This is a genomic window from Chryseobacterium sp. S90, from assembly GCF_047444895.1.
Taxonomy (GTDB): Bacteria; Bacteroidota; Bacteroidia; order Flavobacteriales; family Weeksellaceae; genus Chryseobacterium.
Map to the genome: position 1 here is coordinate 216,084 of NZ_JBLGCX010000005.1, position 23,354 is coordinate 239,437.

Sequence of the window (23,354 nt, forward strand, 5' to 3'; positions counted from 1 at the left end):
TCTTTATATTTATTGTGAAAATATTTATTAACGGGGTTGTACCCTTCCGTCTTTTCTATCTTGTGATCTACCAATGGTATATCCTGTTGCACCTCCTACAACACCGCCAATTACAGCTCCGAGTCCTCTGTTTTTCTTAGCGATTAAGGCTCCTGCAGCGGCTCCACCTACAGTACCAATAACGGTTCCCTTGGCTGCTTTACTCCATCCTTTTTTCTGGGTCGTTCCCTGTGAGGTACCACTTCCATTATTGGCATAATTTCCGTTGCTACCTGATGAGCCGGAATTTGAGTTTCTGTCTCTATATATTGTTCTTGTTTCTCTGATTACCTGTGGTCTTGAATTATTTTCAGCAGCAGCTCTTGCTTTTTTGGTTTCAGATATGCTGTCTGCTTTTTTCTGAGCTTCATAGACCATCTTTTCTTTTTCAATAGCCAGTTTTTGTTTTTCTATTTCAAGTTGTCTGGCCTGAAATTCAAGTTTCTGTGCTTCCAGTGATTTCTCAGCAACGCTGTCATCTTTCTTGCAGGCCGTCATTAAAAAGACGGATAAAAAACCTGCTAATACTATCTTTCTCATAATTCAAATTTTAATAAGATAAAGCCACAACGACTTTGATTTTAGTTTTATTTTCAATTATGAAGCCAAATTTTAGTTAATGAATGTTAAAATTGATACTAAAAAGTGGAGATAATTTTTAATAATGATAGATTTTACACTGTTAATGCGGAGTTGCAGGGTATTTGTAAATTTTAGTTCACGGATAGTTTTTATTGAATTCATATAAGTTGACTATTTTTGAATACCAAATTACTTTTAATATGAAAAAATCAATTTTTACAGTATCAGCATGTATTGGATTGCTGGCTGTTGTCACATCATTTTCCTCTACGGAAATAATAGAGAATAATAAAAGCTGTTCAGAAATAGCTGATACTGCACCAAAGTCTCAGACTTATAAGATCCGTTATGGCCTTCTTTCAAAAAGTGGAGCAAAAATTCTTTCGGGAAATTACGATGTAGGAAGTTTTCTTGCTGAAAATATGGTTACCGGAGAAGTGTATGATACTTATTATAGCGGAGGATTTCAGCCGGTACCACAATATTACGACGGACTTCCGGCAGGAACTTATACTTTTTCTGCTATGCAGGGGCAAGGTGGATGGGTAGGTTATGGAACGGTAATTGCTACAGTTTCGGACGCACAAGTAGATTCTGATGGATATATTACAGTGTATATTCCGATTATTTGGGAGGAGTAGGCCTTGCGAACCAAAAAATATTTAACTAAATTTACCCTTCCCTGAAATGAGTGTTTTTTAATCATTGAAGCGTTGATTATATTTTTTATTTTGTTTTTATCAATTTGCATTGAATAAATTCTAATAAATTACTATAATTGTGTAAATTATTATTGATTCATTCATCGGGATGTTTTTGATTCTATAGAAGTATTCATTCTCTGGTTCTGTATTGTATTATGCTCTTTTGAAGAACGTATTAATATTAGTTGTATTGAATGATTCTACAATATTCTGTTTAGATTTTCTAAATAGATTTTTTTCATCATTTGTGTTTTTTAGGCCTCCATCAGGAGGCCGTTTCTATTTATTCAGTTTTATGATTCTGCTCATATAATAATTGGAAAGGAGATGGTATCTTTGAGTATAAGAACATTTTCATTCCATATTTTATCAAAAAGACTCCTCTGCATGAGGAGCCTTTTGTTTTATATATTATCTAAGGTGACTTTTATTTTACTGATTAATCGATGCATTTTTCTAGTCTGATACCTGATAAGGTTGTAAATTTCCTGCGAATTGGTAAAAACTTCGGGAACTGTCTGGTTATTGATAGTTTTGATTCCTCGTCTTTTCATTGTATCATGGATCACTCTGGCAAAGGATTCTTTTGCGCTTTGTTTTGCCTTGTCCTGGGAAATCCCATCAGAATGCAGTCTGTATAAATATAAAGGTTCTTTGATGAATTTAGCTTCTCCCTGTTCCAGTATTTTTAAATACAGATCCTGATCTACTGCATTTTTTAAATTAGGATTAATCCCAGTAGTTCTTAAGTAAGTTTCTTTTTTAAAAGCAAAGAAGTGAGCAAACTGAATGGGGCAGTTGAAAAAATGACGGTTATTGTAAATCTGTTTGGTACCGGCATATATTCTTTCAGGAGTTAGATTTTCATCACACAGCATCATTTGAGAATATACCGCCGCAAGATCATCTCTGTCAACAAATTCCTGGGTTGTTTTTTCCAACGCTTCCGGATAAAGTGCGTCATCTGGGTCCAGGTAGGCACACAAATCTCCATTGGCATATTTCATGCAGGCAGCTTTTGTAAAACCACAACCTTTATTGATTGGGTTATGATAAAGTTTGAAGCGGGAATCACCTTGAATCAGGGACTGTATAATCTCTACAGAATTATCTGTGGAAGCATCATCAACAATTATAACTTCCCAGTTTTTATAGGTTTGACTGATTAATGAATCATAGCATTCCTTGAAATACTTTCCATTGTTATAGTTGGCTATAAGTATAGAGAAAATTATCACCTTGTTTTGAATTAATTACACAAAAGTATAGAATAATATATGTGTAAAACATTACTATAATCATAGGATATCTGATATTTTTTATTATATTTTAAAATCCGTGAGGGTGAATTATGTCTTAAATACTGTTTTTCAGTGAACAATTTTTTGAATATTAGAAAATAACCGGAAGAATAGGAATTAAAACAGCATTATTTATTGTCTTTTTTTGAGAAATACTTTCTACTGGCTGGATAGCTTATTATTTAAAAGAAATAATAATTTTATGACTGTACGCATAAAATAAAAAAAAAGAGTGGTATATCTTTGGTTAAGAATTAATAGATAAAATAATTTTTATCTCTGATATAAAATTTTTTTTCATCATTTGTGTTTTTTGAGGCCTCCAATTTTTTGGGGGCTTTTTCCATATAATAATCTTAAATCTTTAAAGATCAAAAAGTATTCTACCGTTAAAAGGGGAATCCCAAATGATAAATACTTTGTCATTTGATCTTCGCAGAGGAGCTTGAATGGTTTCATAGTCTCCTTTTTCGGTTAGTCTTTCCACAATAAGATCAGAACCTTCACCTATTTCATTTACATTGTACTCCAACTGATATTCTTTTTCATTGCTTTTCGTGAAATCTTCTTTACTAAAAATTATTTGTGCCATGATAATTTAAATTTATTGGATTGATTTATATGAAGAATAAATTATGCCAATTTGATGTTGATTTAGTTTTTTTTGATAGCTGACTAAATATTTGAAAATTTTTATTTCCTAATATGAATTTTATTTTACCAAATTGTAAATTATTTTATTTTTAATATTTTTGCCGGGGTATTAGATTTATTTTAATTAATTATAAATAATTATGAAGTGGTTTTTAAAGCATCAATAAAATTGGTCTAAAATGCTGAAACTGAAAAATGGATAAGCCCCAGTGTAATTCACTTTTTTTTCTCAAAGTTGGCATTCTTGGCACGATTTTTCGATATAGAAATGTAACTCATGTTTAATTTGAGTTTTCATGGTTATTAGTTTTTATCCTCGGAATTTCCGGGGATTTTTTTTTGCTCTGATATGACGCTGCTCATAAACGTAAATTAATTAATCCTCTATTTTTGAATAAGATAATTTTCAATCCATCCTCTTTTTGCATTATTTATCAAGCTCTTCTTTGATTAGGAGGAGCTTGTTTATAAATTATGTAGAATGATGTTTATATATAAAATTTAAATATCCCTGCCCAAGGGCAAGGATATTTGATTATGGTAATTTGGATAAATCATCTAATTTGCTTTCTAAAGCAAGGATCTGACCATTGTCATATTGTTCTTTTCTGTCGAGCAGATGTCCTAAATAAATTATAACCGAGTCAATATGCCTTCTTAGAAATAAAAACATTTTCTTTTTGAAATTCTTCCTCTATTTCTTCTACATATTCAATTTCTTCATCATCCGATCTGTCCTGTATTTCTTTTTCGTATTGTATAGCTATTTGTTCAGATTGAGAAATTTTAATATGATCATAATAATCGTAAAATTTACTTTTCAAATCTTTATAGTTGAGGGATTTCAAACTATCAGTTGCTTTATTCTGTGCAAAAAATATATTATTAAGTATAAGAAATAAAAAAAGATATCTATGTTTCATCATTCTGATATAAGCGCACGCAAAAGTATTAATTTCAATATGAAAAGTTGTATCTATGTCATTAGGACTTGCTTTTTAGGAGTATGAATTTATAAATCTATATATGATTTTAGATAAAAATGGAATCATGTAAAGGTTTAAAATTAAACGTTTGTAGAAATACAAAAGTGCTTATTGATTATTTTCAAATGATTCTTTTTGTAAATTGATTAGAGACGTAAAAAACAAAAAAACCTCTAAATAATTAGAGGTTTTTTCTGAGGTACCTAGCGGATTCGAACCGCTGTAGATGGTGTTGCAGACCACTGCCTAGCCGCTCGGCCAAAGTACCATTTTTACCATTTTTGAGGTGTGCAAATATAGCAAAATTTCTTTATGAACAAAAGTTTTTAAGCAATTTCTTTCTTACCAAGAGCCTCGATTTCGCTTTTTGCTTGAATTTCAGCCTGATAATTTTTGATGTTAATTACTCTTGTTTCACTCCATTTATCATGCCAGCCGTTTTCTCCCAAAAAAGAAAGGCCATCAAAAGGAACAATTCTGGAAATATTGCGGATCAGATAATCATTGAAAGTAGGCTCAGTACCATCTATACAAATGACTTTACTTCCGGTAATATACTTGCCAACGGATCTACCTTTTGTAAAATATTCTATAAGAAAAGTGTACATAAAATAGATTAAAGAGGTTATCAGTATGTCCAGAAATCTATTTATTTCGGACATTTTATAAGCAAGATTAATGAAAAAATCATTATTGGTAAGATTGAATATTAAGGCAGCAACAAATCCAAAAGTAAGAAAGGTAAGAGTAATTACAAGTCTGTCAATAATAAAATTAGCAAGTCTTATCCCTTTTTGGGCTCTGTTTCTGTCTACAACGACTAAATATTTTCTCATGGTTGGTTATTAGTTTTTTTATGGTTAGTTTTTATTTGACATTTTAAAATCCGTTGACCAGTAATTTTAAAGAGGCATTGGTATCAATAACAGCGGTAATTCCTGTACTGCTGAGTAGAATTTTACTAGGTTTCAGATTGAAAACTTTCCCGTTCATCTTTAAACCTTTATAGTATTCTTTATTAAAAGCTTCTTCAATACTTTTCCTTGATGTTTCTTCCAGTTCCTGGGTTGGAATACCATATTCCTCCTCAATCATTTTTACAATTTTCCCCTGAAATAGGAGAGAAGCTGTTTTTTGAAGAATATTAGTCGTTTTCAGCTTAAATTTGGTCTCTGATAAAACAATTTTTCTTTTTGTATCATCATACACCGGAATCCCGGAAATAATTGCAGTACCTTTTATATAACCATCGGTCTGAGCTTCAATAACGACTCTGTTATCAACTCCATATACCCTGATGTCAGTTACTTTTACCTTAGAGTCCCGGATATCAAACTCCTTATTCAGAAATGTCTTTCTTGCCATGTTGCTTGCCTCCGTAAAAGGGATATTGGCTGTAGTCTGTAAAATAAACTTATCCGCAACAGTAGGAGTGGAGTTAAAGTTGGCAACAGTGGTTACAGGTGAAGAAGCTTCAGGTTTATTTCCTGTGAAAGTTTCGGAATAAATATCAACACCAAGCGTAGCATTGATCTGGTTTCCATAAAATTTCAGAGGAGTAATATTGACTGCTACCGGGCTTACCTTCAGCCAGGTATTATATTCTTCAGAGATATTGAAAGGCTGCAGAAATGTGTTCCAGGCCATTAAGGCATATTGCTGGAAATTCAGCTGTGTAGCCATTTGTTGATCTATCGTCTTACAGAATTTCTCCTGTTGTTCCTTTAAGCTTTTTTCAACAATGGAGGTAATAGGAATCTGGATTCTTCCATAATCAAGTACCGGTTTACTTACCCATCTGAAACCGTTCGGCCGGGTATTGGTGGTAATGGTCCAGTTATTTTTAAAAGTAACGGTTGTATTGAATGACATTACCGTTTCAAAAGTGGTATTCTGATAAGTATATACTCCCAGAGTTCCGATTCCTTTTTCTGCCCATATTTTTAATGGAACTTCAATCAGTAAATTCTGGCTGGTTCCGCCTACAAGACGAATGGGTCTGGTTTTCCATACTTTTACTTTAAACTGATCATTATTATTGTCAGTATAAGAGTCATCCTGGTAAACAAGGTCTTTCACAGAAGCATTGATCATATTGCTCAGTTCGGAAAGAGGAATGGTCACAGGCATCGTAATACTGGACTTTATCTTGGGAAAATTATAAGCGGCCAGCTGATTATCAACACCGATCTGCCCAAAAGTGCTGATCCCTGCTGCTAAAAATAATATTTTAACGAATTTCAATGTGTATGTTTTTTTAATGAACGAAAATAAGAATTTTAATTTTCCGGCTTAAAGCTTTTTTCAAGCTCAATGCTGGCACCTGTCATTTCTCCCTGCATAGGCGGAGCTGTTTTTGTGATTTTTAATTTAATATAATCAATCTGTGGAAAGCTGTTGTGAATTGTTGAGATTATTCTTCCGGCTACATGTTCCAGTAATTTGGATTTTATTTTCATTTCTTTGTGAAGAATATCGTTGATATCTGCATAGCTTATGGTGTCATGTAAATCGTCGGATTCTGCTGCTTTCCACAGATCGGTATGAAGTTCTACATTCAGAATATAATACGTCCCGATAATATTTTCCTCAGGAAGTACGCCGTGGTACGCATATATTCTTACATCTTCAAGATATATTTTGCTCATTGCCTCATATTTTATGAAGCAAAAATCGTCTTAATTCTTCAAAGTCTGAATTTATTTCTACAGTTTTTTTCTCCTTTTTCATCAGTTCGTTCAATGAATCCGGAATTTCAATCTGGGTATGGATCGCTTTTTCTACAGCATCAGGGAATTTTACCGGATGTGCAGTACCCAGAATAAATCCTTTTTGCTCAGGATTTTCCTGCAGATACTCTTCCATTGCAGCAAAGGCTACGGCACTGTGAGGTTCCAGAATATAGCGGTATTTCTCATAAACTTTTGTGATCATATTCATTGTTTTATCATCATCAATAGAATATGAAGATATTTTATTTTTTAAAGCACCAAACTGATGCCCGAAAAGCTCTAAAATCCTTACGAAATTACTCGGATCTCCAACATCCATGGCATTGGATAGGGTAGCAACTGCGTTTTGTGGCTTATAATTCTGAGTTTTAAAATAATCAGGAACTACCTGATTAGCATTACAGGCTGCAATAAAATGACTGGCGGGCAAACCTCTGAAATGAGTCAGAAGTCCGGCGCAGATATTTCCGAAATTTCCACTCGGAACACAGATTACGGGTTGTTCTTTATGATGTTCAATCCATTGTTTTAAGGCTATTAAATAGTAAATCTGCTGGGGAAGCCATCTTGCAACGTTAATAGAATTTGCAGACGTCAAAAATAACTGACTGTTGATTTCTTCATCAGAAAAAGCCTGTTTTACGAGATTCTGACAGTCATCAAAACTACCGTTTACTTCTAATGCTGAGATATTTTCACCTAATGCTGTCAACTGTTTCTCCTGAACCGGACTTACTCTGTTTTTAGGGTATAGAATTACTACATTAATTTGTGGGATTTTATAGAATCCATGGGCAACAGCACCTCCGGTATCCCCGGAAGTAGCTACAAGAACAGTGACTTTTTTCTGCTGATCTTTCAAAAAATAAGACAGGCAGCGGCTCATAAATCTCGCACCGATATCTTTAAAGGCAAGAGTAGGACCATGAAACAATTCCAAAATAGAGATCTGCTCAGTGATCTTTACCAGAGGAATTTCAAAACTAACGGTTTCGGTTACAATTTCTTTTAGAATTTCTGAGGGGATTTCATCTCCCACAAAATCTTTCATGCATCTGTACGCAATTTCTTCATTAGAATACTGATGAAGGGTTTGGATAAATTCTTTATCAAACTGTGGAATATCTTCAGGGAAAAACAATCCTTTTTCTTTCCCTTGACCTTTTATTGTTGCTTCTCTGAAATCAATTTTTTCAAGATGATCTTTTAAGTTATAATATTTCATTTCTGTTTTTTAGGGTTAATTTTCTTCAACAATTTGGATACCTGCCGGATTTATTTTTGAGACATATACAGGACTTTCAATTTCAATCTCATCATAGACTGATTTCATCATCTGAGCAATTTTTTCTGCCGTTTCTTTTTGTTCGGAAAGCATAAAAATAGAAGGTCCTGATCCGGAAATTCCTCCTCCCAGAGCTCCCAACTGCAAACTTTTGGTTTTAATTTCGTCAAATTTTGGAATCAGAATACTGCGTATTGGTTCTATAATGACATCATTAAGACTTCTGCCAATCAACGGGAAATCATTTTTCTGAATTCCTGCTACCAGACCTGCTATATTTCCCCATTGCTCTACTGCACTTTTCAATGTGATATTTTTCTTTAAAATCTGTCTTGCATCTGAAGTTTTCACTTCCACCTGCGGATGTACAGCAGTTACAAATAAATCAGGACTGTTCAGCGGAATGATATCAATGGGATTGGTGGATTTTACCAGGGTAATTCCTCCATAGATACAAGGAGCAATATTATCTGCATGTCGTACTCCTGAAGCCAGTTCTTCTCCGAACATGGCAAAATAAACCATTTCCTCTTTTGATAATTTATTTCCCAATAATATATTGGCTCCAAAGGCGGCTCCGGCGGCACTTGCCGCACTGGAGCCGAGCCCGCTTCCAGGTTTTATATGTTTATGAATAATCACTTCAAAACCGTTTTTCAGATTAAAATATTCCTGAATTTTTAATAAGACTATTCCGGCAACATTTTCGGAAGGTTCTTCAGGGAGCCCAAAAGAATCAGTATGTTTAATACTTATTTCAGAGGTTTCCAGTAATCTGAATTCCATTTCATCATAAGGATCATGCACTGCCATGCCCAGAATATCAAATCCGCAAACCAGATTGGCAACAGTAGCGGGGACTTTTAATTTTACTTTTTTCATAACTGTATTTTTAAATAGAACGGATAATATCTGCAAAAACTCCGCTTGCTGTTACATCAGCTCCAGCCCCGGCTCCTTTTACAACCAAAGGCTGTTCGGAATATCTGAGGGTTTTGAAGATGACAATATTGTCTTTGCCATAAAGATGAAAAAGATCACTGTCCGGAGCGATATGCTGTAAACCTACTTTTGCTTTTCCATCTTCAAATTCTGCGACGTATTTTAATATTTTGCCCTCATTTTTTGCTTTATTTAATAAGTTTTTAAAGTGGTCTTCATATGCTGTAAGCTTTTCATAAAAGTCGTCAACGTTTCCATGCATACATTCTTCAGGAAGGAAACCTATATTCTCAATTTCTTCAAACTGAAGCGGATATCCGGCTTCTCTTGCCAGAATTAAAATTTTTCTTGCCACATCAGTTCCCGACAAATCGAGTCTTGGATCCGGTTCTGTATAACCTTCCTGCTGAGCCTGAGCCACTACTTCAGAAAAAGTTCTGCTTCCGTCATACTCATTAAATACAAAATTCAACGTTCCACTCAATACTGCCTGAATAGACTGAATTTGGTCTCCACTTTTGATGAGGTCATTAATGGTTCCTATTACCGGAAGTCCTGCTCCAACGTTGGTTTCAAAATAAAAATTACAGCTATGGTTTCGTGCTGTATTTTTTAATGTTTTATACTTTTTGAAATCCGAAGAAGCCGCAATTTTATTACAGGCCACGATGTTCACGCTTCTTTTTAATAAGCTTTCATACACTTCGGGAATGTCAGCACTTGCCGTTACATCAACGAAAACCGAGTTTCTAAGGTTTCTGCGGATAATTTCATCGGCAAATTCCCGGGCGGAAGCTTTTTCTCCCTGCTGATCCCAGATAAGATAGTCTTCCTTTGCTATTCCTTTGTCTGAAAATAACATATATCGGCTGTTGGAAATTCCTGCAATTCTCAGGTTGATCAAAAAGTTTTCTCTTAAATAAGCATTCTGGTCATAGATCTGCTGAATCAATTTTGAACCTACATTTCCTGTTCCGCAGATATAAAGATGGATTTGCTTAATTTCAGTTTCAAAAAATTCTTCATGAAGTACATTTACTGCTTTTTTGCTGTCTTTTTCTGAAATTACGATACTGATATTTCTTTCTGAAGATCCCTGAGCAATAGCTCTTATATTGATCCCGTTGTTTCCCAGACATCCGAACATTTTTGCGCTTACGCCGCTTCTGCTTTTCATACTTTCTCCAACCAAGGCTACAATGGAAAGTCCGGTTTCAATGTTTACGGCGTACACTCTCTTCAGATTGATATCATCTGCAAAAGAAGAATTGATTGCATACTCGGCACGTAACGCTTCTTTTTCTTCAATTGCAATCGTGATAGAATGTTCCGAAGACCCTTGTGTAATAAGGATTACATTGATTTTTTCATGACTTAAACACTGGAATAGTTTTGCTGAAATACCAGGAATTCCTACCATCCCGCTGCCTTCCAGCGTGAGTAATGCAATATTGTTCATGTTTGAAATTCCTACGGCAATTTGCTTTTCATTGTTTAAAGATTTCAATTGGTGAGAAATCAAAGTTCCTTGTGCATCCGGATCAAAAGTATTCTTGATGATTAAGTTTATGTTTTTTTCCATGACAGGCTGGATGGAAGGCGGGTAAAGCACTTTTGCCCCGAAATGGGATAGTTCCATCGCTTCATGATAAGATATTTCTGAAATAGGTTTTGCATTGGAAGCCAAACGGGGGTCAGCGGTCATCATTCCGCTTACATCGGTCCAGATCTGAAGTTCTTCTGCATGAATAGAAGCAGCCATAATGGAAGCTGTGTAATCAGAACCACCTCTTCCTAATGTTGTAGCATTGTTTTTTTCATCATGGGCTATAAAACCAGGACCTACGATAATACGATTGTTATTTTCATTCAGAAAACTGATAATATTATTTTCTGTGCATTGAAAATCTACTTTTGCATTGGTGAAATTACTGTCTGTTCTGATGAGGTCCGCAGAATTCATCCATAGGCAGTCTAATCCTTCATGCTGAAGTCTTGCTGCTATAATTTTTGAGGACAGAAATTCTCCATAAGAGGCAATTTTATCTTTGATTCTGTTGGTAAGTTCACCAAGAACTGCAATTCCGTTGTAAAGGTCTTCAAGATCATTAAAATGTTTCTTAACAAAACTCAGCCATGAACTTTGTTCTGTGATAGGGAAAAGATCTTTGACCAGACTGATATGTTTTTCTTCAAGATTCTGAACTATTTGAATATAATTTTCATCTTTTACAGAAGCCAGTTCTGCTGCTCTGATCAGTTGGTCAGTAACGCCATGAAGTGCTGATACAATAACAACTATTTTGTTTTTTAAAGATTCATCTTTTATTATTTTTTCCACCAGAAGGATATTCTGAGAATGGGCGACCGAAGTTCCGCCGAATTTTAAAACTTTCATCAATTATTTATTTGAGGTTGGATATAACGAAGTGACTACTCTTTAGAAAAAAGAGTACGGGTACCGGAAATAATATGTGAAAATTTACCCCGTTATGGGGTAGTTGTTGTAGTTGTGAATGTAGAAACAGAAGATATGCCTGAAATAAGTGATTTCAGGGCAGAAATATCAGATATGTTTCTTAATAAATTCATTATAACAGGACAAATGTACAACTTATTTTGAAATAGCCAAGTTTTTAACATAATAAAATATATTTCCTTTTTTGGAGATATACTTGGTGTAATTAATTAAAAATGTTACATTTATAACATTAACTAATAACAAGATACACATGAAAAATCTAAAGAAAATCAATCGAAATGATTTAAAATCAGTCAACGGTGGAATAGGCCCTTGTACTGCAAACTGTCCTGTCGGACCTTACGGACCAGGTGAACCGAGATCATGTGCTGATTATTACGCTTTACCGGAATGCTGTAAAGGAAGAGTACTGGTAAGCTTTGAATGCTTTGGTCCTTTTTAATCTTCAATAACAAAATGTTTGTTGTTTTTTATTACTAAATACTAAATTATTACAATATGAAAACAATTAAAAAATTATCACGCGAAGAAAAGAGAAATATCAGCGGAGGATTCACTGATATTCAGATTGAAGCATGTGGTGGAGAGCAATTTGTATGTTTCCGCGGAGGTGGAAAATGGGGATGTTGGTTAAAGCCTGGAGGTACTTGCTATGCACCGATGCTATAGGTGTTGACTGATTTTATCTAATCAAAAACGATCAAAAATTTAATTTAAAATAAAAACTACCATGAAAAATTCAAAAAAATTAAACAGAGAAAGCTTAAGGGCTATTATTGGAGGTGGAGGAGATACCTGTGCTGTTGATCTTGACTGCGGACCAAAAGGTTGTGCAGTGTGTACCGACTTTAAAGGACGTAAAGTTTGTCTTTACCTTTTCCCTTATGATCCATCCATTCCAGGCAGCTGTATGGTTCTGGAAGGCTAGAAAAATATTATTAAAAAAATCAATTCGTTATAAAAACATACAATCAAAATTTAATTTAAAACTACTATGAAAAATCTAAAGAAATTAAACAGAAAAGAACTTGAACAATTAAATGGAGCAGCAGGCCCTTCAAGATGTGCAGGATGTCCACAACATGCTACATTCGGAGATGGTCCGGAATATCAGTATCCATGTTCTGCTTATCAGGGACTTCCTGACCACTGCAAGATGTGTGTTCTGGTAAGTATGGAATGTGTGGACGGAGGAGTTTCTTAAAAGATCATTTGACTTTATGAAAAAATTAAAGAAACTGAACAGAAGAGATTTGGAACAGATGAAGGGTGCTGGTGTATCAAGATGTGATGGTTGTCCTACCCATCTGGTTTTTGGACCAGGCTCTTCCAGTGATCCTTCGTGCGAAGCATATTGGACATTGTCTGAGAATTGCAGAATGTGCGTTGTTGTGAGCGCAGATTGTTTTGTTGCAATCACTGCAGACTAAAAATAAAAAGCACTGTGTAAAAACAGTGCTTTTCAATTATTTTATGCTTTTAGAAAGATCAAGCATTGCCTCAATAGGCTTTAATGCTCTTAATCTTAATTCTTCGTCGATAAGAATTTCCGGAAGTTCATACTTCATACATAAATACAGCTTTTCCATTGTATTACGTTTCATATAGAAACATTCCGAGCAGTTACAACTTTCATCAAAAACCAATGCAGGAATAAGTTCCTTGTGAGGAGCACGCTTTCTCATTTCGTGAAGAATTCCTTCTTCTGTTGCAATGATGAATTTCTGACAGTCATCTTTTTCTACATAATTCAATAGGGCAGAAGTAGAACCAATAAAGTGAGCCAGTTTCAAAACAGCTTCTTCACTTTCAGGGTGTGCAATAAGCTTAGCATCCGGATTGTCTGCCAGCTGCTGGGCAATTCTTTCCATTGAAAAAGCTTCGTGTACGATACAGCTTCCATCCCAGAGGATCATGTCACGCCCTGTTTTTTTAGATAAATATCTTCCAAGGTTTTTATCAGGTGCGAAGATGATCGGTCTGTCTTTCGGAAGTGCTTCTATTACAGTTTCAGCATTTGAACTGGTTACGATGATATCACTTTCTGCCTTAGTTTCTGCGTTACAGTTGATGTAAGTTGCAATTAAAGCATTCGGGTGCTGTTCACGCATTTTTCTTAACCCTTCTCCGGAGCAACCGTCAGCCAAAGAGCATCCGGCCATCGTATCAGGAAGAACTACTTTTTTAGTTGGGTTTAGAATTTTAGCCGCTTCTGCCATGAAATGTACACCACAGAATACAATCATGTCAGCATTCGTTTCTTTTGCTTGCCTTGCCAGCTGTAAAGAATCTCCAAGGAAATCAGCGATATCCTGAATCTCCCCCGGCTGGTAGTAATGGGCAAGAATAACAGCATTTTTTTCCTCTTTAAGTTTAAGAATGGCTTTTACCAACTCTTCTCCCTGAGGAATAGCTATATCTTTTATATCCAGAAATCCTCTGACAGGAATTGCAGATTTAGCTTTTTCTAATGTTTCGGTACTCATATCAACCTCAATTTTTTATGATCAGAAGCTAGAGGTTAGAAATTAGAAGTTAGATTTTGAGAGTATTTGATTACTTCCATCTTCTGACTTCTATCTTCCAACCATTAATTACTGATAAAACTTTTTATTAAACTTTCTATTTCTTTTTTAGCTATATCAAGATCGGTATTAATCACGATCTTATCAAACTCGCCGGCGTAGGACATTTCTTCTTCTGCCTTTGCTACGCGGGTTTTTATGGTTTCTGCATCATCTGTATTTCTGGAAATCAATCTTCGTTCCAATTCTTCAATGGAAGGCGGTTCTATAAAAATAGAAAGGGCTTTTTCACCGAAATATTTTTTTAACGAAATGCCTCCTTTTACATCTACATCAAAAATAACAACTTTTCCCTGATTCCAGATTTTTTCTACTTCAGATTTTAAAGTACCGTAATATTTATCAGTATATACTTCTTCATATTCTACAAAAGCATCTTCAGAAATTTTATGCCTGAATTCATCCGGCGTCAGAAAATGATAATCTACTTGATGAACTTCACTTCCTCTCGGCTGTCTCGTGGTACATGAGATTGAAAATTCAAGTTCAGGAAATGTTTCCAGTGAATGTTTTACTAATGTAGTTTTTCCGCTCCCTGATGGCGCTGAAAATATAATTACTTTATCCATTTTTTACAATTTCGGGTTTCGGGTTTCGAGTTACGGAGTCCATTGTTGGGAATGATAATCACGCATCTCGTAACCCGTACCTATCATTACAATACGTTTAACGTCTGTTCTTTAATTTTTTCCAGGTCATCCTTCATCATTACTACCAGTTTCTGGATTTCTGCATGATTGGCTTTAGAACCTAATGTATTGATCTCTCTTCCGATTTCCTGAGAAATAAAGCCCAGTTTTTTTCCGTTGAAAGATTCATTATCCATTACTTCTTTATAATATTTCAGGTGCTGGGTAAGTCTTACCTTTTCTTCAGAGATATCAAGTTTTTCAGTGAAATAGGCCATTTCCTGGTAGAAACGCGTTTCATCAACATTTTCAAATTCTTTCAAAGATTTTTGATAACGCTCTTTCACGCTGACAATTCTTTCTTCCTCAAAAGGAATTACTTCTCCAAGATATTTGTCAATATTCTGAATATTCCTGTTTAATTCTTCATGCAGGATGCTGCCTTCGGTTCTTCTGAATTCTTCAAATCTGTCTACAGCATTATTGACAATTTTTGCCAGTGATTCCCATTCACCTTCTGTAAGCTCATCAGGTCTTGATGAGATGGCATCAGGAAGTCTTACCGCCATTTTAAGGTATTCGAAATCGGGACCGTCAGAAGCTATGTTTTTAAGCTCATTGATGTAAGATTCAATTAAATTTTTATTAATTTTTACATCATTGGACTCTTCAAGGTTCTCAATATTAACGTAGCAGTCTACTTTTCCACGGATAATTCTATCGTTAAGAATTTTTCTGATTTCAAATTCTTTTTCTTTATAACGTAAAGGAATTTTAATATTCAAATCAAAGCTCTTGCTGTTCAATGATTTAATATCTATTGTAATTTTTTTTCCTTCAAAAACATCTTCGGCTCTACCGAATCCGGTCATTGATAAAATCATAGTTTTTTATTGTTCTACAAAGATAAACATTTAAGTGTATAATATAATACCATGAAACTTCAACGTAAAGTTTATATTATTCTGTTTTTAATTTATTTTGAACCATTAAGACCATTTAAGCTTTTAAGTTTAATTAAGAAAAAAATCTCATAGATTTTGATAAGCGTTATGCTAAATAGCGAAGCCCATCTTAATATTCTCAACTTCTTCATTAAAAAAACTTAATGGTTCAAAATAAACAGCAGCTTTATTTGTATTTAAAAATAAAAATTCAAATAAACTCATTTTCGTAAATTAGCGCTGTGAAAAAGAAAAATTTGATTTCTGTAGTAGGACCCACCGGAATTGGTAAAACGAGACTGGCAATTGATTTGGCTCAACATTTCAATACGGAGATTATTTCCTGTGATTCCCGCCAGTTTTTTAAAGAAATGAAAATAGGAACCGCCGCACCTTCTGAAGAGGAACTTGCCGGGGCACCTCATCATTTTATCGGAAATCTTTCAGTTGAAGAATATTATTCTATCGGCCAGTACGAAGAAGATGCGCTTCAAAAACTCAATGAACTTTTTGAAACTCATGACACCGTTATTCTTGTTGGCGGAAGTATGATGTATGAAAAAGCAGTGATAGAAGGTCTGCATGATCTTCCTGAAGCCAATACTGAAAACCAGGAAAAACTTCAGATGATGATGGAGGAGGAGGGTATAGAAAAACTTCAGGAAATTTTACAGGAACTCGATCCCGAATATTTCAACGTGGTGGATATTCACAATCACAGAAGACTTTTGCGTGCTATTGATGTGATCTGGCAGACTGATACAAAATATTCTGAATTGATTGCAGTATCTCAGGATTCAAGAGATTTTAATGTGATCAGAATCGGAATAGAAGCGCCAAGGGAAGAACTGTATGACAGAATCAACCGAAGAGTGGATATAATGATGGAAAACGGCTTGCTGGATGAGGTAAAAGGTCTTGAACAATTCAAAGATTTGACAGCTTTGAATACCGTGGGCTATGCAGAATTATTCCAATATTTTGATGGAGAGTGGGATCTTGATTTCGCGGTTTCAGAAATTAAAAAGAACAGCCGAAGATATGCAAAACGCCAGCTGACGTGGTATAGGAAAGCGGATGATATTCATTATTTGCAGTTGGGGTATTCTGAAAAAGAGTATGAAGATTTGCTTCAATGGATTGCGGAGGAGTTTGAAAAGTAAATACTTTTACATTATTAAACGACTTTAGAAGCTTTGAAAATATAGATTCCTACGGAATGACATCGTGCGTGGGAAAACTAAGCGCTTAGTTTGTCATTCTGACGAAGGAAGAATCTCATCGATTGTTTTTAAAGATTCTTCATTCCACTTTGTTCCATTCAGAATGACAGTACAGATGGTAATTAATTAGGGCGTTTTTATACTAAAAAAATGCGGCTCTGAAAAGAACCGCATCTTAAAACAAATATAATTTAATTTACTACTTCCAACCGCCGCCCAGCGCTCTGTATAGATCTACAATGCTGCTTAATCTCTGTCTTTTAATGGAAGCCAGATTCAACTCTGCCTGTAGGGAATTCCCTTGTGCTGTAATCACTTCCAGGTAATTGGCTGAACCTCCTTTGTAAAGAAGCTGTGCGCTTTTAATTCCATCTTTCAGGGTAGTTGCCTGCTCGGTAGCTTTTTGTTCCTGAGCTTTTAAGTTTTCGTTAGATACCAAAGCATCTGAAACCTCACCTACAGCATTTAATACCGATTGACGGAATGCCAGAACATTTTTCTCTCTTTGAATTTTAGCTACTTCAAGATCTGTTTTCAACTGTCTTTTCTGAAAAATAGGCTGGGTAAGTCCTCCCAGAACAGACCCGAATAATGAAGCGGGAATCTGAAACCAGTTATCAAACTTGAATGAATTTACCCCTCCATTTGCTGTAATCTTTAATGCAGGATACATATTGGCCTGAGCAATTCCTACAATAGCGTTCGATTCCAGTAAAACAAGTTCCTGCTGACGAACGTCCGGTCTTCTGCTTACCATAGCTGCAGGAAGTCCGGCAGTAATGTTCTGAGGTAATGAAGTATCAGACATTTCAATTGTTCTGTTTACCTTATTAGGCAGTTCTCCCACCAAAATACTTAATGCATTTTCCTGAATGGCAATATTCTGTTCCAGCTGAGTAATCAGAAGTTCTGTTGCCTGTTTCTGTGCTGAGGCCTGCTGTACTCCTAAAGAGGTGTTATCACCACTTTCCCACATTTTTTGTGTGATCATCAGGGTATTGCTGCTTAACTCCAGATTAGATTTTGCAATAGCTAATTGTCTGTCAAGCATCAACAGGTTATAATATCCCTGTGCAATAGCTGCTACTACTTGGGTCTGAACGGCTTTTGACCCTTCATAAGTCTGCAGATACTGCATTCTTGAAACCTCCTGCTGGTTTTTAATTTTTCCCCAGATGTCAGCTTCCCATGAAAGGTTGAAGGCTGCATTATAATCTTCAACATGGCTTGATCCTAAAAATAAATTTAAGCTTTGCCCGTTCATGCTGTTTTTGGAAGGTCTTGAAATTTGCCCGCTTACTCCGAAACCAACATCCGGATATTGCATATATTTTGCCTGTTTCAGTTTTTCCTGTGAAGCAGCAACCTGCTTTAGGGCAATCTGAAGGTCATAATTATTTTTGATTCCTTTTTCAATCAATCCCTGCAAAATAGGATCGCTGAAGAACTGCTTCCACTCCAGATTCGCTATGCTGGCAGTATCGGCAGTTGCAGTATACTGAAACTTTTCCGGAAGTGGCAGTTCAGGCTCCGTGTATGCCAGTTTGGACACACATGATACAGAGCCTATAGCCAGCGCAAAAGTTAGAATAATATTTTTTACTCGTTTCATAGTTTTTAAACTTTTAATTGAATACAAAACTTAGAGAGGTTTTGATTTATGCAAAATTGTCTTTAGTAGGAGAAAATAGCTGACTTTTTTAAACCATTAAGAACAGCAGGAAAATAGTGAATCCCTTGTCTTAAAATTTTCTCTAAGTTTTTGTAATTCATTTTTATTAATGAGCTGAAGCTAAAAGTTCTTCCTCCATTTGTTTTTTCTTCAGTCTTTTTTGTTTTCTGCTTGGCATTTTTTCATGCAGATACTGGAAGATCACATACATCACCGGAATAATAAAAATCCCGAATATTACTCCTGTAAGCATTCCTCCTACAGTACTGTATCCGATAGAGTGATTTCCTTTTGAAGAAGCGCCTTGCGTCCATACCAATGGAAGCATCCCCACGATGAAGGCAAAAGAAGTCATTAAGATCGGTCTTAAACGTAATCTTGATGCCTGAAGTGCAGACTCAATCAAAGTTTTTCCTGCTTTTCTTCTCTGTACGGCAAACTCTACGATAAGGATGGCATTTTTTGCCAATAGCCCGACAAGCATGATCAATCCTACCTGAACGTAAATGTTATTATCGATTCCGGCTAACCCTGTGAAGGCAAATACTCCGAAAATCCCTGTTGGAATCGTAAGAATAATAGCAAAAGGAAGGATATAACTTTCATACTGAGCTGCCAGTAAGAAGTACACAAACAGAATACTTAAGAAGAAAATGAATGCAGTCTGTCCGCTTGTTTTGATTTCCTCACGGGTAATCCCTGTCCATTCATATCCATATCCTCTTGGAAGTGATTGCTGAGCCACTTCTTCTACCGCTTTGATGGCATCTCCGGTACTGTATCCAGGTTTTGGTGTTCCGTTGATTGTTACAGCGTTGAAAAGGTTATTTCTTGTTACCGTTTCAGGTCCGAAAGATCTTTTTAACGTTACTAATGTTTTCGCAGGAACCATTTCTCCTGATTTATTTTTAACATAAATTCCTTCCAGAGAGTTAATATCAGTACGGTAAGGAATATCTGCCTGCGCCATTACTCTGTAGTATTTCCCGAATCTGTTGAAATCCGATACAAAGCTACTTCCGAAATAAATCTGCATCGTCTGCATCAATTCCGTTACGGAAACTCCCAGCTGGTTGGCTTTGTCAGTATCTACATCAATGGTGTACTGAGGGTTTCCTGCTGCATAAGTAGTGAATGCGAAAGCAATTTCAGGACGTTTCATCAATTCACCAATGAACTGCTGAGTGGTTGTTCCCAATTGTTCAAAAGAACCATTCGTTTTATCCTGAAGCATGAATTCAAATCCGGAAACGTTACCGAATCCCTGAACAGTAGGGAAGTTGAAGAAGAATGCATTGGCATCTTTCACCTGGCTTACCTTTCCTGTTAAAGTTCCTGCAATCTGATCCGGGTCTTTCATTTCACCACGTTTGTCATAATCTTTAAGCTTAATGAAACCTGCAGAATATGGAGAAGCATTGGCATTACTGATAAAGTTCATTCCATCGGCTACCCAAAGGTGATTGGTGGCTTTCTCACTGTTGATGATTTTATCAATTTGTGCTGTCGCTCTGTGTGTTCTTTCCAATGAACTTCCCGGAGGAGTATTCACAGCATATAATACGAATCCCTGGTCTTCAGTAGGAATAAATCCTGACGGTGCTTTTTTGATCAGAAAGACACTTGCTGCTGTAATAAGAACAAGACCTCCTATAGCCACCCATTTATTTTTAATTAAAAACTTGAGGCTGTAGATATATTTTCTGGTCATGCTGTTGAAGCTTGCATTAAATGCATTGAAGAATCTTGCTCCAAAACCTGTTTTATGGCCATGCTCTCCATGTTCTCCCTGAGGATCATTTAAGAACATTGCACACAATGCCGGACTTAATGTCAATGCATTCACTGCTGAAATTAAAATCGCAATTGCTAATGTAAATGCAAACTGTCTGTAGAAAACCCCTGCAGGTCCCTGCATGAAACCAACCGGAATAAATACCGCACACATTACAAGTGTAATGGAAATGATGGCTCCTGAGATTTCACTCATCGAGTTCATAGTAGCATGTTCTACAGGCATTCCTGTCTGTTCCATTTTGGAATGGACGGCTTCTACCACTACAATGGCATCATCCACCACAATACCAATGGCCAGAACCAATGCAAACAACGTAAGCATGTTGATACTGAAGCCAAATAGCTGAAGGAAGAAGAATGTTCCGATGATCGCAACCGGTACTGCAATAGCAGGAATTAATGTAGATCTGAAATCCTGAAGGAAAATATATACTACAATAAATACCAGAATGAAAGCAATAACTAACGTTTCAACAACCTGATGGATAGAGGCATCCAGGAAGTCTTTAGAGTTATACATGATAATCGGCTTTACTCCTTTTGGAAGAGTAGTTTCCATTACTTTCACCTGACTTTCAATTTCAGTCAGGATTTCATTCGCATTGGAACCCGCAGTCTGTAGAATGGCAAATCCGGCAACCGGTTTCCCATCCACTCTGTTAGTCGCAGTATAAGTATAAGACCCGAATTCTACTCTTGCTACATCTTTTAATCGTAAGAAAGAACCGTCACTATTGGCTTTAATAGCGATGTTTTCGTAGTCTTCATTCTTATTCAGTTTTCCTTTGTATTTTAGGATATATTCGTAAGTTTCCTTACTTCCTTGTCCTAAACGGCCCGGAGCTGCTTCAAGGTTGTGGTCTTTAATGGCTCCCAGAACTTCCTGAGGAGAAAGGTTGTTAGCTGCCAGTCTGTCCGGTTTCAGCCAGATTCTCATAGAGTAATCCCTCGTTCCGAATACCTGAGCCTGTGCTACCCCCGGAATACGCTGAATCTGTGGAATAACATTAATTTTCAGGTAGTTTTGAAGGAATAATTCGTCATATTGTTTTTCATTTTCACTGGTCAATCCCATGAACATGATCATACTGTTCTGTACTTTCTGTGTTGAAATCCCGGCCTGTACTACCTCCTGAGGTAATTGGCTCATCGCTTTCGATACACGGTTTTGTACGTTTACAGCTGCATTATCAGCGTCAGCACCTTGTTTGAAGAACACACTCAGTGTCATTGTACCGTCGTTACTGGAGTTTGAGGTCATATAGGTCATGTTCTCAACTCCGTTTACGGCTTCCTCAATAGGGGTGGCAACCGAACGTGCTACAACCTCCGCGTTGGCTCCCGGATAGAATGCAGTTACCTGTACACTCGGTGGAGCGATGTCCGGGAAGAGGGCAATCGGTAAATTAAAGAGAGACAGGGCTCCCAATAATAAGAGTATTATGGAGATGACCGTTGAAAGGACCGGTCTTTCTATAAATTGTTTTAACATAAGAAGTTTATTTTTTTTAGTCTTCTGTATTCGGGATGGACTATAATGGTTTTGCTTTTAGCAAGCTGTCAGAAGAAATATTTTTTGGATTGATGGAAGCTCCGTCTTTTAGGTTTCCAATTCCTGTGTAAACTATTTTTTCTCCAGGTGCAAGTCCTTCAGAAATGAAATAATAACTATCCGTTTTTCCTGATATTTTGATTGGTCTTCCGGTTACCTTTTTGTCTTTACCCATTACATATACATAGGTTTTATCCTGAATTTCGAAAGTAGATTCCTGTGGAATCACTACGGCATTTGAGATCAGTTGCGGCATACGCACTCTTCCTGTATTTCCGGTTCTTAAAGCTCCGTTGGCATTAGGGAAAACGGCACGTACACTGATGGCTCCGGTAGTTTTATCAAACTGTCCGTCTACGATGCTCAGTTTTCCTTTTTCAGGATAAGTACTGTTGTCAGCGATCACCAATTCTACCATTGGCATATTTTTCAGCTTTTCTTCCAAAGTAGCGCCCGGATATTTATTCTGAAAAGCAATAAAGTCCAGTTCACTTAAAGAGAAATAAGCATATATTTCACTGATATCAGATAATAATGTCAATGGATTTACATCTGTTCTTGAGATCAGACTTCCTTTTTTGTAAGGGATTCTTCCGATATAGCCACTTACAGGAGCGGTAATGGTTGTAAATCCTACATTGATTCTTGCGCTTCCTACAGAAGCTTTGGCTTGTGATGCAGCAGCAACAGCAGCTTCATAATTGGCTTTAGCTGTTTTAAGTTGTACATCAGATACTACTTTTGCAGCAACCAATGGCTGAAGTCTGTCTACCTCTACTCTTGCTTTTTGGATATTGGCATTAGCAGCCTGTAGATTGGCTTGTGCCATATTCATTTGTTCTCCGTAGCTTCTGGAGTCTATTTTAAATAATGGCTGTCCGGCTCTTACGTAAGATCCTTCCTCTACATAGATTCTATCAAGATAGCCATCTACCTGAGATCTTATTTCAACATTGTTTTTCCCTTCTAAGGCAGTAGGGAATTCCTGATATGTAGTAGCGGGTGATGTAAGAACGGTATAAACCGGAAGTTCTGGAGCTGGCGGCGCGGCGTTGGGTCCTTCTGCAGCCTTGGTACAGCTCTGTAAAAGAATTATACTTGCAATAAGTACAATAAACCTTGTTTTTCCAGGTATTTTCATTGTGGTTTAATTTTTTTAATGAAGTGTTAGATTTAAGTAAAAGTCTTTTTAATAAATGCTGTTTTTTTTCCTAACAGTGTTAATAATTAGTTCAAAAAAAATTA

General features: G+C 36.1%; 23 protein-coding genes and 1 tRNA gene. 7 read left to right on the plus strand and 17 right to left on the minus strand.

Annotated features, from left to right (window positions below; genetic code table 11):
* Positions 1 to 27: 27 nt before the first annotated feature.
* Positions 28 to 579: a YMGG-like glycine zipper-containing protein gene (locus ACLMCG_RS14830; RefSeq protein ID WP_413960070.1), complete on the minus strand. Its 552-nt coding sequence runs from the start codon at positions 577 to 579 to the stop codon at positions 28 to 30.
* Positions 580 to 821: 242 nt separating this feature from the next.
* On the opposite strand from ACLMCG_RS14830, the gene ACLMCG_RS14835 reads away from it, so the two are divergent.
* Positions 822 to 1,262 carry a hypothetical protein gene (locus ACLMCG_RS14835; protein ID WP_413960069.1) on the plus strand — a complete coding sequence of 147 codons (441 nt, stop codon included), beginning with the start codon at positions 822 to 824 and terminating at the stop codon, positions 1,260 to 1,262.
* 467 nt (positions 1,263 to 1,729) lie between these two features.
* Here the strand turns inward: ACLMCG_RS14835 and ACLMCG_RS14840 are convergent, their stop codons facing one another.
* From ACLMCG_RS14840 to thrA, 10 genes are all read right to left on the minus strand, one after another.
* Positions 1,730 to 2,563, minus strand: a complete 834-nt coding sequence (locus ACLMCG_RS14840) for a glycosyltransferase family 2 protein (protein WP_413960068.1) — start codon at positions 2,561 to 2,563, stop codon at positions 1,730 to 1,732.
* 427 nt (positions 2,564 to 2,990) lie between these two features.
* Positions 2,991 to 3,218, minus strand: coding sequence for a glutathione synthase (locus ACLMCG_RS14845; protein WP_413960067.1), 228 nt, complete (start codon positions 3,216 to 3,218; stop codon positions 2,991 to 2,993).
* Positions 3,219 to 3,924: 706 nt separating this feature from the next.
* Positions 3,925 to 4,104: a hypothetical protein gene (locus ACLMCG_RS14850; RefSeq protein WP_414136884.1), complete on the minus strand. Its 180-nt coding sequence runs from the start codon at positions 4,102 to 4,104 to the stop codon at positions 3,925 to 3,927.
* Between the two features lie 359 nt (positions 4,105 to 4,463).
* A tRNA-Cys gene (locus tag ACLMCG_RS14855) sits at positions 4,464 to 4,534 on the minus strand.
* Between the two features lie 58 nt (positions 4,535 to 4,592).
* The gene (locus ACLMCG_RS14860) at positions 4,593 to 5,102 is read right to left on the minus strand and encodes an RDD family protein (RefSeq protein WP_413960065.1); all 510 of its coding nucleotides are present in this window, start codon (positions 5,100 to 5,102) and stop codon (positions 4,593 to 4,595) included.
* Between the two features lie 43 nt (positions 5,103 to 5,145).
* A complete protein-coding gene (locus tag ACLMCG_RS14865) occupies positions 5,146 to 6,510 on the minus strand; it encodes a DUF4403 family protein (RefSeq protein ID WP_413960064.1) in 1,365 nt (454 codons plus the stop codon).
* Positions 6,511 to 6,545: 35 nt separating this feature from the next.
* Entirely contained in the window at positions 6,546 to 6,914 is a 369-nt protein-coding gene (gene folB, locus ACLMCG_RS14870; RefSeq protein ID WP_047379018.1) for a dihydroneopterin aldolase, read from the minus strand.
* Positions 6,915 to 6,918: 4 nt separating this feature from the next.
* Entirely contained in the window at positions 6,919 to 8,223 is a 1,305-nt protein-coding gene (thrC, locus tag ACLMCG_RS14875) for a threonine synthase (protein ID WP_413960063.1), read from the minus strand.
* A gap of 15 nt (positions 8,224 to 8,238) precedes the next feature.
* Positions 8,239 to 9,165 carry a homoserine kinase gene (locus ACLMCG_RS14880; protein WP_223599896.1) on the minus strand — a complete coding sequence of 309 codons (927 nt, stop codon included), beginning with the start codon at positions 9,163 to 9,165 and terminating at the stop codon, positions 8,239 to 8,241.
* A gap of 10 nt (positions 9,166 to 9,175) precedes the next feature.
* Positions 9,176 to 11,623, minus strand: coding sequence for a bifunctional aspartate kinase/homoserine dehydrogenase I (gene thrA / locus ACLMCG_RS14885; protein ID WP_223599897.1), 2,448 nt, complete (start codon positions 11,621 to 11,623; stop codon positions 9,176 to 9,178).
* A gap of 334 nt (positions 11,624 to 11,957) precedes the next feature.
* On the opposite strand from thrA, the gene ACLMCG_RS14890 reads away from it, so the two are divergent.
* The 5 genes from ACLMCG_RS14890 (at position 11,958) to ACLMCG_RS14910 (ending at position 13,137) form a co-directional block, all read left to right on the plus strand.
* Positions 11,958 to 12,149, plus strand: coding sequence for a bacteriocin-like protein (locus ACLMCG_RS14890; RefSeq protein WP_223599898.1), 192 nt, complete (start codon positions 11,958 to 11,960; stop codon positions 12,147 to 12,149).
* Positions 12,150 to 12,205: 56 nt separating this feature from the next.
* Positions 12,206 to 12,376, plus strand: coding sequence for a hypothetical protein (locus ACLMCG_RS14895; protein ID WP_167498842.1), 171 nt, complete (start codon positions 12,206 to 12,208; stop codon positions 12,374 to 12,376).
* Between the two features lie 61 nt (positions 12,377 to 12,437).
* Positions 12,438 to 12,635, plus strand: a complete 198-nt coding sequence (locus tag ACLMCG_RS14900; RefSeq protein ID WP_223599899.1) for a hypothetical protein — start codon at positions 12,438 to 12,440, stop codon at positions 12,633 to 12,635.
* Positions 12,636 to 12,701: 66 nt separating this feature from the next.
* The gene (locus ACLMCG_RS14905) at positions 12,702 to 12,911 is read left to right on the plus strand and encodes a bacteriocin-like protein (protein WP_105701922.1); all 210 of its coding nucleotides are present in this window, start codon (positions 12,702 to 12,704) and stop codon (positions 12,909 to 12,911) included.
* 16 nt (positions 12,912 to 12,927) lie between these two features.
* Positions 12,928 to 13,137 carry a hypothetical protein gene (locus ACLMCG_RS14910; RefSeq protein WP_413960062.1) on the plus strand — a complete coding sequence of 70 codons (210 nt, stop codon included), beginning with the start codon at positions 12,928 to 12,930 and terminating at the stop codon, positions 13,135 to 13,137.
* Between the two features lie 36 nt (positions 13,138 to 13,173).
* Here the strand turns inward: ACLMCG_RS14910 and nadA are convergent, their stop codons facing one another.
* From nadA to ACLMCG_RS14925, 3 genes are all read right to left on the minus strand, one after another.
* Complete coding sequence (gene nadA / locus ACLMCG_RS14915; protein WP_142717808.1) at positions 13,174 to 14,193, minus strand: quinolinate synthase NadA; 1,020 nt, start codon at positions 14,191 to 14,193, stop codon at positions 13,174 to 13,176.
* Between the two features lie 104 nt (positions 14,194 to 14,297).
* Positions 14,298 to 14,861: a guanylate kinase gene (gmk, locus tag ACLMCG_RS14920; protein WP_413960061.1), complete on the minus strand. Its 564-nt coding sequence runs from the start codon at positions 14,859 to 14,861 to the stop codon at positions 14,298 to 14,300.
* A gap of 86 nt (positions 14,862 to 14,947) precedes the next feature.
* Positions 14,948 to 15,805, minus strand: a complete 858-nt coding sequence (locus tag ACLMCG_RS14925; RefSeq protein ID WP_081983652.1) for a YicC family protein — start codon at positions 15,803 to 15,805, stop codon at positions 14,948 to 14,950.
* Positions 15,806 to 16,107: 302 nt separating this feature from the next.
* Here ACLMCG_RS14925 and miaA point away from each other — a divergent pair, with 302 nt between their 5' ends.
* On the plus strand, positions 16,108 to 17,028 hold the full coding sequence (miaA, locus tag ACLMCG_RS14930) for a tRNA (adenosine(37)-N6)-dimethylallyltransferase MiaA (protein WP_413960060.1): 921 nt from the start codon (positions 16,108 to 16,110) through the stop codon (positions 17,026 to 17,028).
* Between the two features lie 259 nt (positions 17,029 to 17,287).
* Here the strand turns inward: miaA and ACLMCG_RS14935 are convergent, their stop codons facing one another.
* The 3 genes from ACLMCG_RS14935 to ACLMCG_RS14945 form a co-directional block, all read right to left on the minus strand.
* Positions 17,288 to 18,700 carry an efflux transporter outer membrane subunit gene (locus tag ACLMCG_RS14935; RefSeq protein ID WP_413960059.1) on the minus strand — a complete coding sequence of 471 codons (1,413 nt, stop codon included), beginning with the start codon at positions 18,698 to 18,700 and terminating at the stop codon, positions 17,288 to 17,290.
* A gap of 166 nt (positions 18,701 to 18,866) precedes the next feature.
* Positions 18,867 to 22,049 carry an efflux RND transporter permease subunit gene (locus ACLMCG_RS14940; RefSeq protein WP_413960058.1) on the minus strand — a complete coding sequence of 1,061 codons (3,183 nt, stop codon included), beginning with the start codon at positions 22,047 to 22,049 and terminating at the stop codon, positions 18,867 to 18,869.
* A 40-nt stretch (positions 22,050 to 22,089) separates the two neighbouring features.
* Entirely contained in the window at positions 22,090 to 23,250 is a 1,161-nt protein-coding gene (locus tag ACLMCG_RS14945) for an efflux RND transporter periplasmic adaptor subunit (RefSeq protein WP_413960057.1), read from the minus strand.
* Between the last annotated feature and the right edge of the window lie 104 nt (positions 23,251 to 23,354).

Excerpts from the sequence above, each read along its gene's own strand:
- ACLMCG_RS14830 (WP_413960070.1), bottom strand. The coding sequence starts at position 579 with ATGAGAAAGATAGTATTAGCAGGTTTTTTATCCGTCTTTTTAATGACG.
- ACLMCG_RS14835 (WP_413960069.1), top strand. The coding sequence starts at position 822 with ATGAAAAAATCAATTTTTACAGTATCAGCATGTATTGGATTGCTGGCT.
- ACLMCG_RS14845 (WP_413960067.1), bottom strand. The coding sequence starts at position 3,218 with ATGGCACAAATAATTTTTAGTAAAGAAGATTTCACGAAAAGCAATGAA.
- ACLMCG_RS14860 (WP_413960065.1), bottom strand. The coding sequence starts at position 5,102 with ATGAGAAAATATTTAGTCGTTGTAGACAGAAACAGAGCCCAAAAAGGG.
- folB (WP_047379018.1), bottom strand. The coding sequence starts at position 6,914 with ATGAGCAAAATATATCTTGAAGATGTAAGAATATATGCGTACCACGGC.
- thrC (WP_413960063.1), bottom strand. The coding sequence starts at position 8,223 with ATGAAATATTATAACTTAAAAGATCATCTTGAAAAAATTGATTTCAGA.
- ACLMCG_RS14880 (WP_223599896.1), bottom strand. The coding sequence starts at position 9,165 with ATGAAAAAAGTAAAATTAAAAGTCCCCGCTACTGTTGCCAATCTGGTT.
- thrA (WP_223599897.1), bottom strand. The coding sequence starts at position 11,623 with ATGAAAGTTTTAAAATTCGGCGGAACTTCGGTCGCCCATTCTCAGAAT.
- ACLMCG_RS14890 (WP_223599898.1), top strand. The coding sequence starts at position 11,958 with ATGAAAAATCTAAAGAAAATCAATCGAAATGATTTAAAATCAGTCAAC.
- ACLMCG_RS14895 (WP_167498842.1), top strand. The coding sequence starts at position 12,206 with ATGAAAACAATTAAAAAATTATCACGCGAAGAAAAGAGAAATATCAGC.
- ACLMCG_RS14900 (WP_223599899.1), top strand. The coding sequence starts at position 12,438 with ATGAAAAATTCAAAAAAATTAAACAGAGAAAGCTTAAGGGCTATTATT.
- ACLMCG_RS14905 (WP_105701922.1), top strand. The coding sequence starts at position 12,702 with ATGAAAAATCTAAAGAAATTAAACAGAAAAGAACTTGAACAATTAAAT.
- ACLMCG_RS14910 (WP_413960062.1), top strand. The coding sequence starts at position 12,928 with ATGAAAAAATTAAAGAAACTGAACAGAAGAGATTTGGAACAGATGAAG.
- nadA (WP_142717808.1), bottom strand. The coding sequence starts at position 14,193 with ATGAGTACCGAAACATTAGAAAAAGCTAAATCTGCAATTCCTGTCAGA.
- gmk (WP_413960061.1), bottom strand. The coding sequence starts at position 14,861 with ATGGATAAAGTAATTATATTTTCAGCGCCATCAGGGAGCGGAAAAACT.
- ACLMCG_RS14925 (WP_081983652.1), bottom strand. The coding sequence starts at position 15,805 with ATGATTTTATCAATGACCGGATTCGGTAGAGCCGAAGATGTTTTTGAA.
- ACLMCG_RS14935 (WP_413960059.1), bottom strand. The coding sequence starts at position 18,700 with ATGAAACGAGTAAAAAATATTATTCTAACTTTTGCGCTGGCTATAGGC.
- ACLMCG_RS14940 (WP_413960058.1), bottom strand. The coding sequence starts at position 22,049 with ATGTTAAAACAATTTATAGAAAGACCGGTCCTTTCAACGGTCATCTCC.
- ACLMCG_RS14945 (WP_413960057.1), bottom strand. The coding sequence starts at position 23,250 with ATGAAAATACCTGGAAAAACAAGGTTTATTGTACTTATTGCAAGTATA.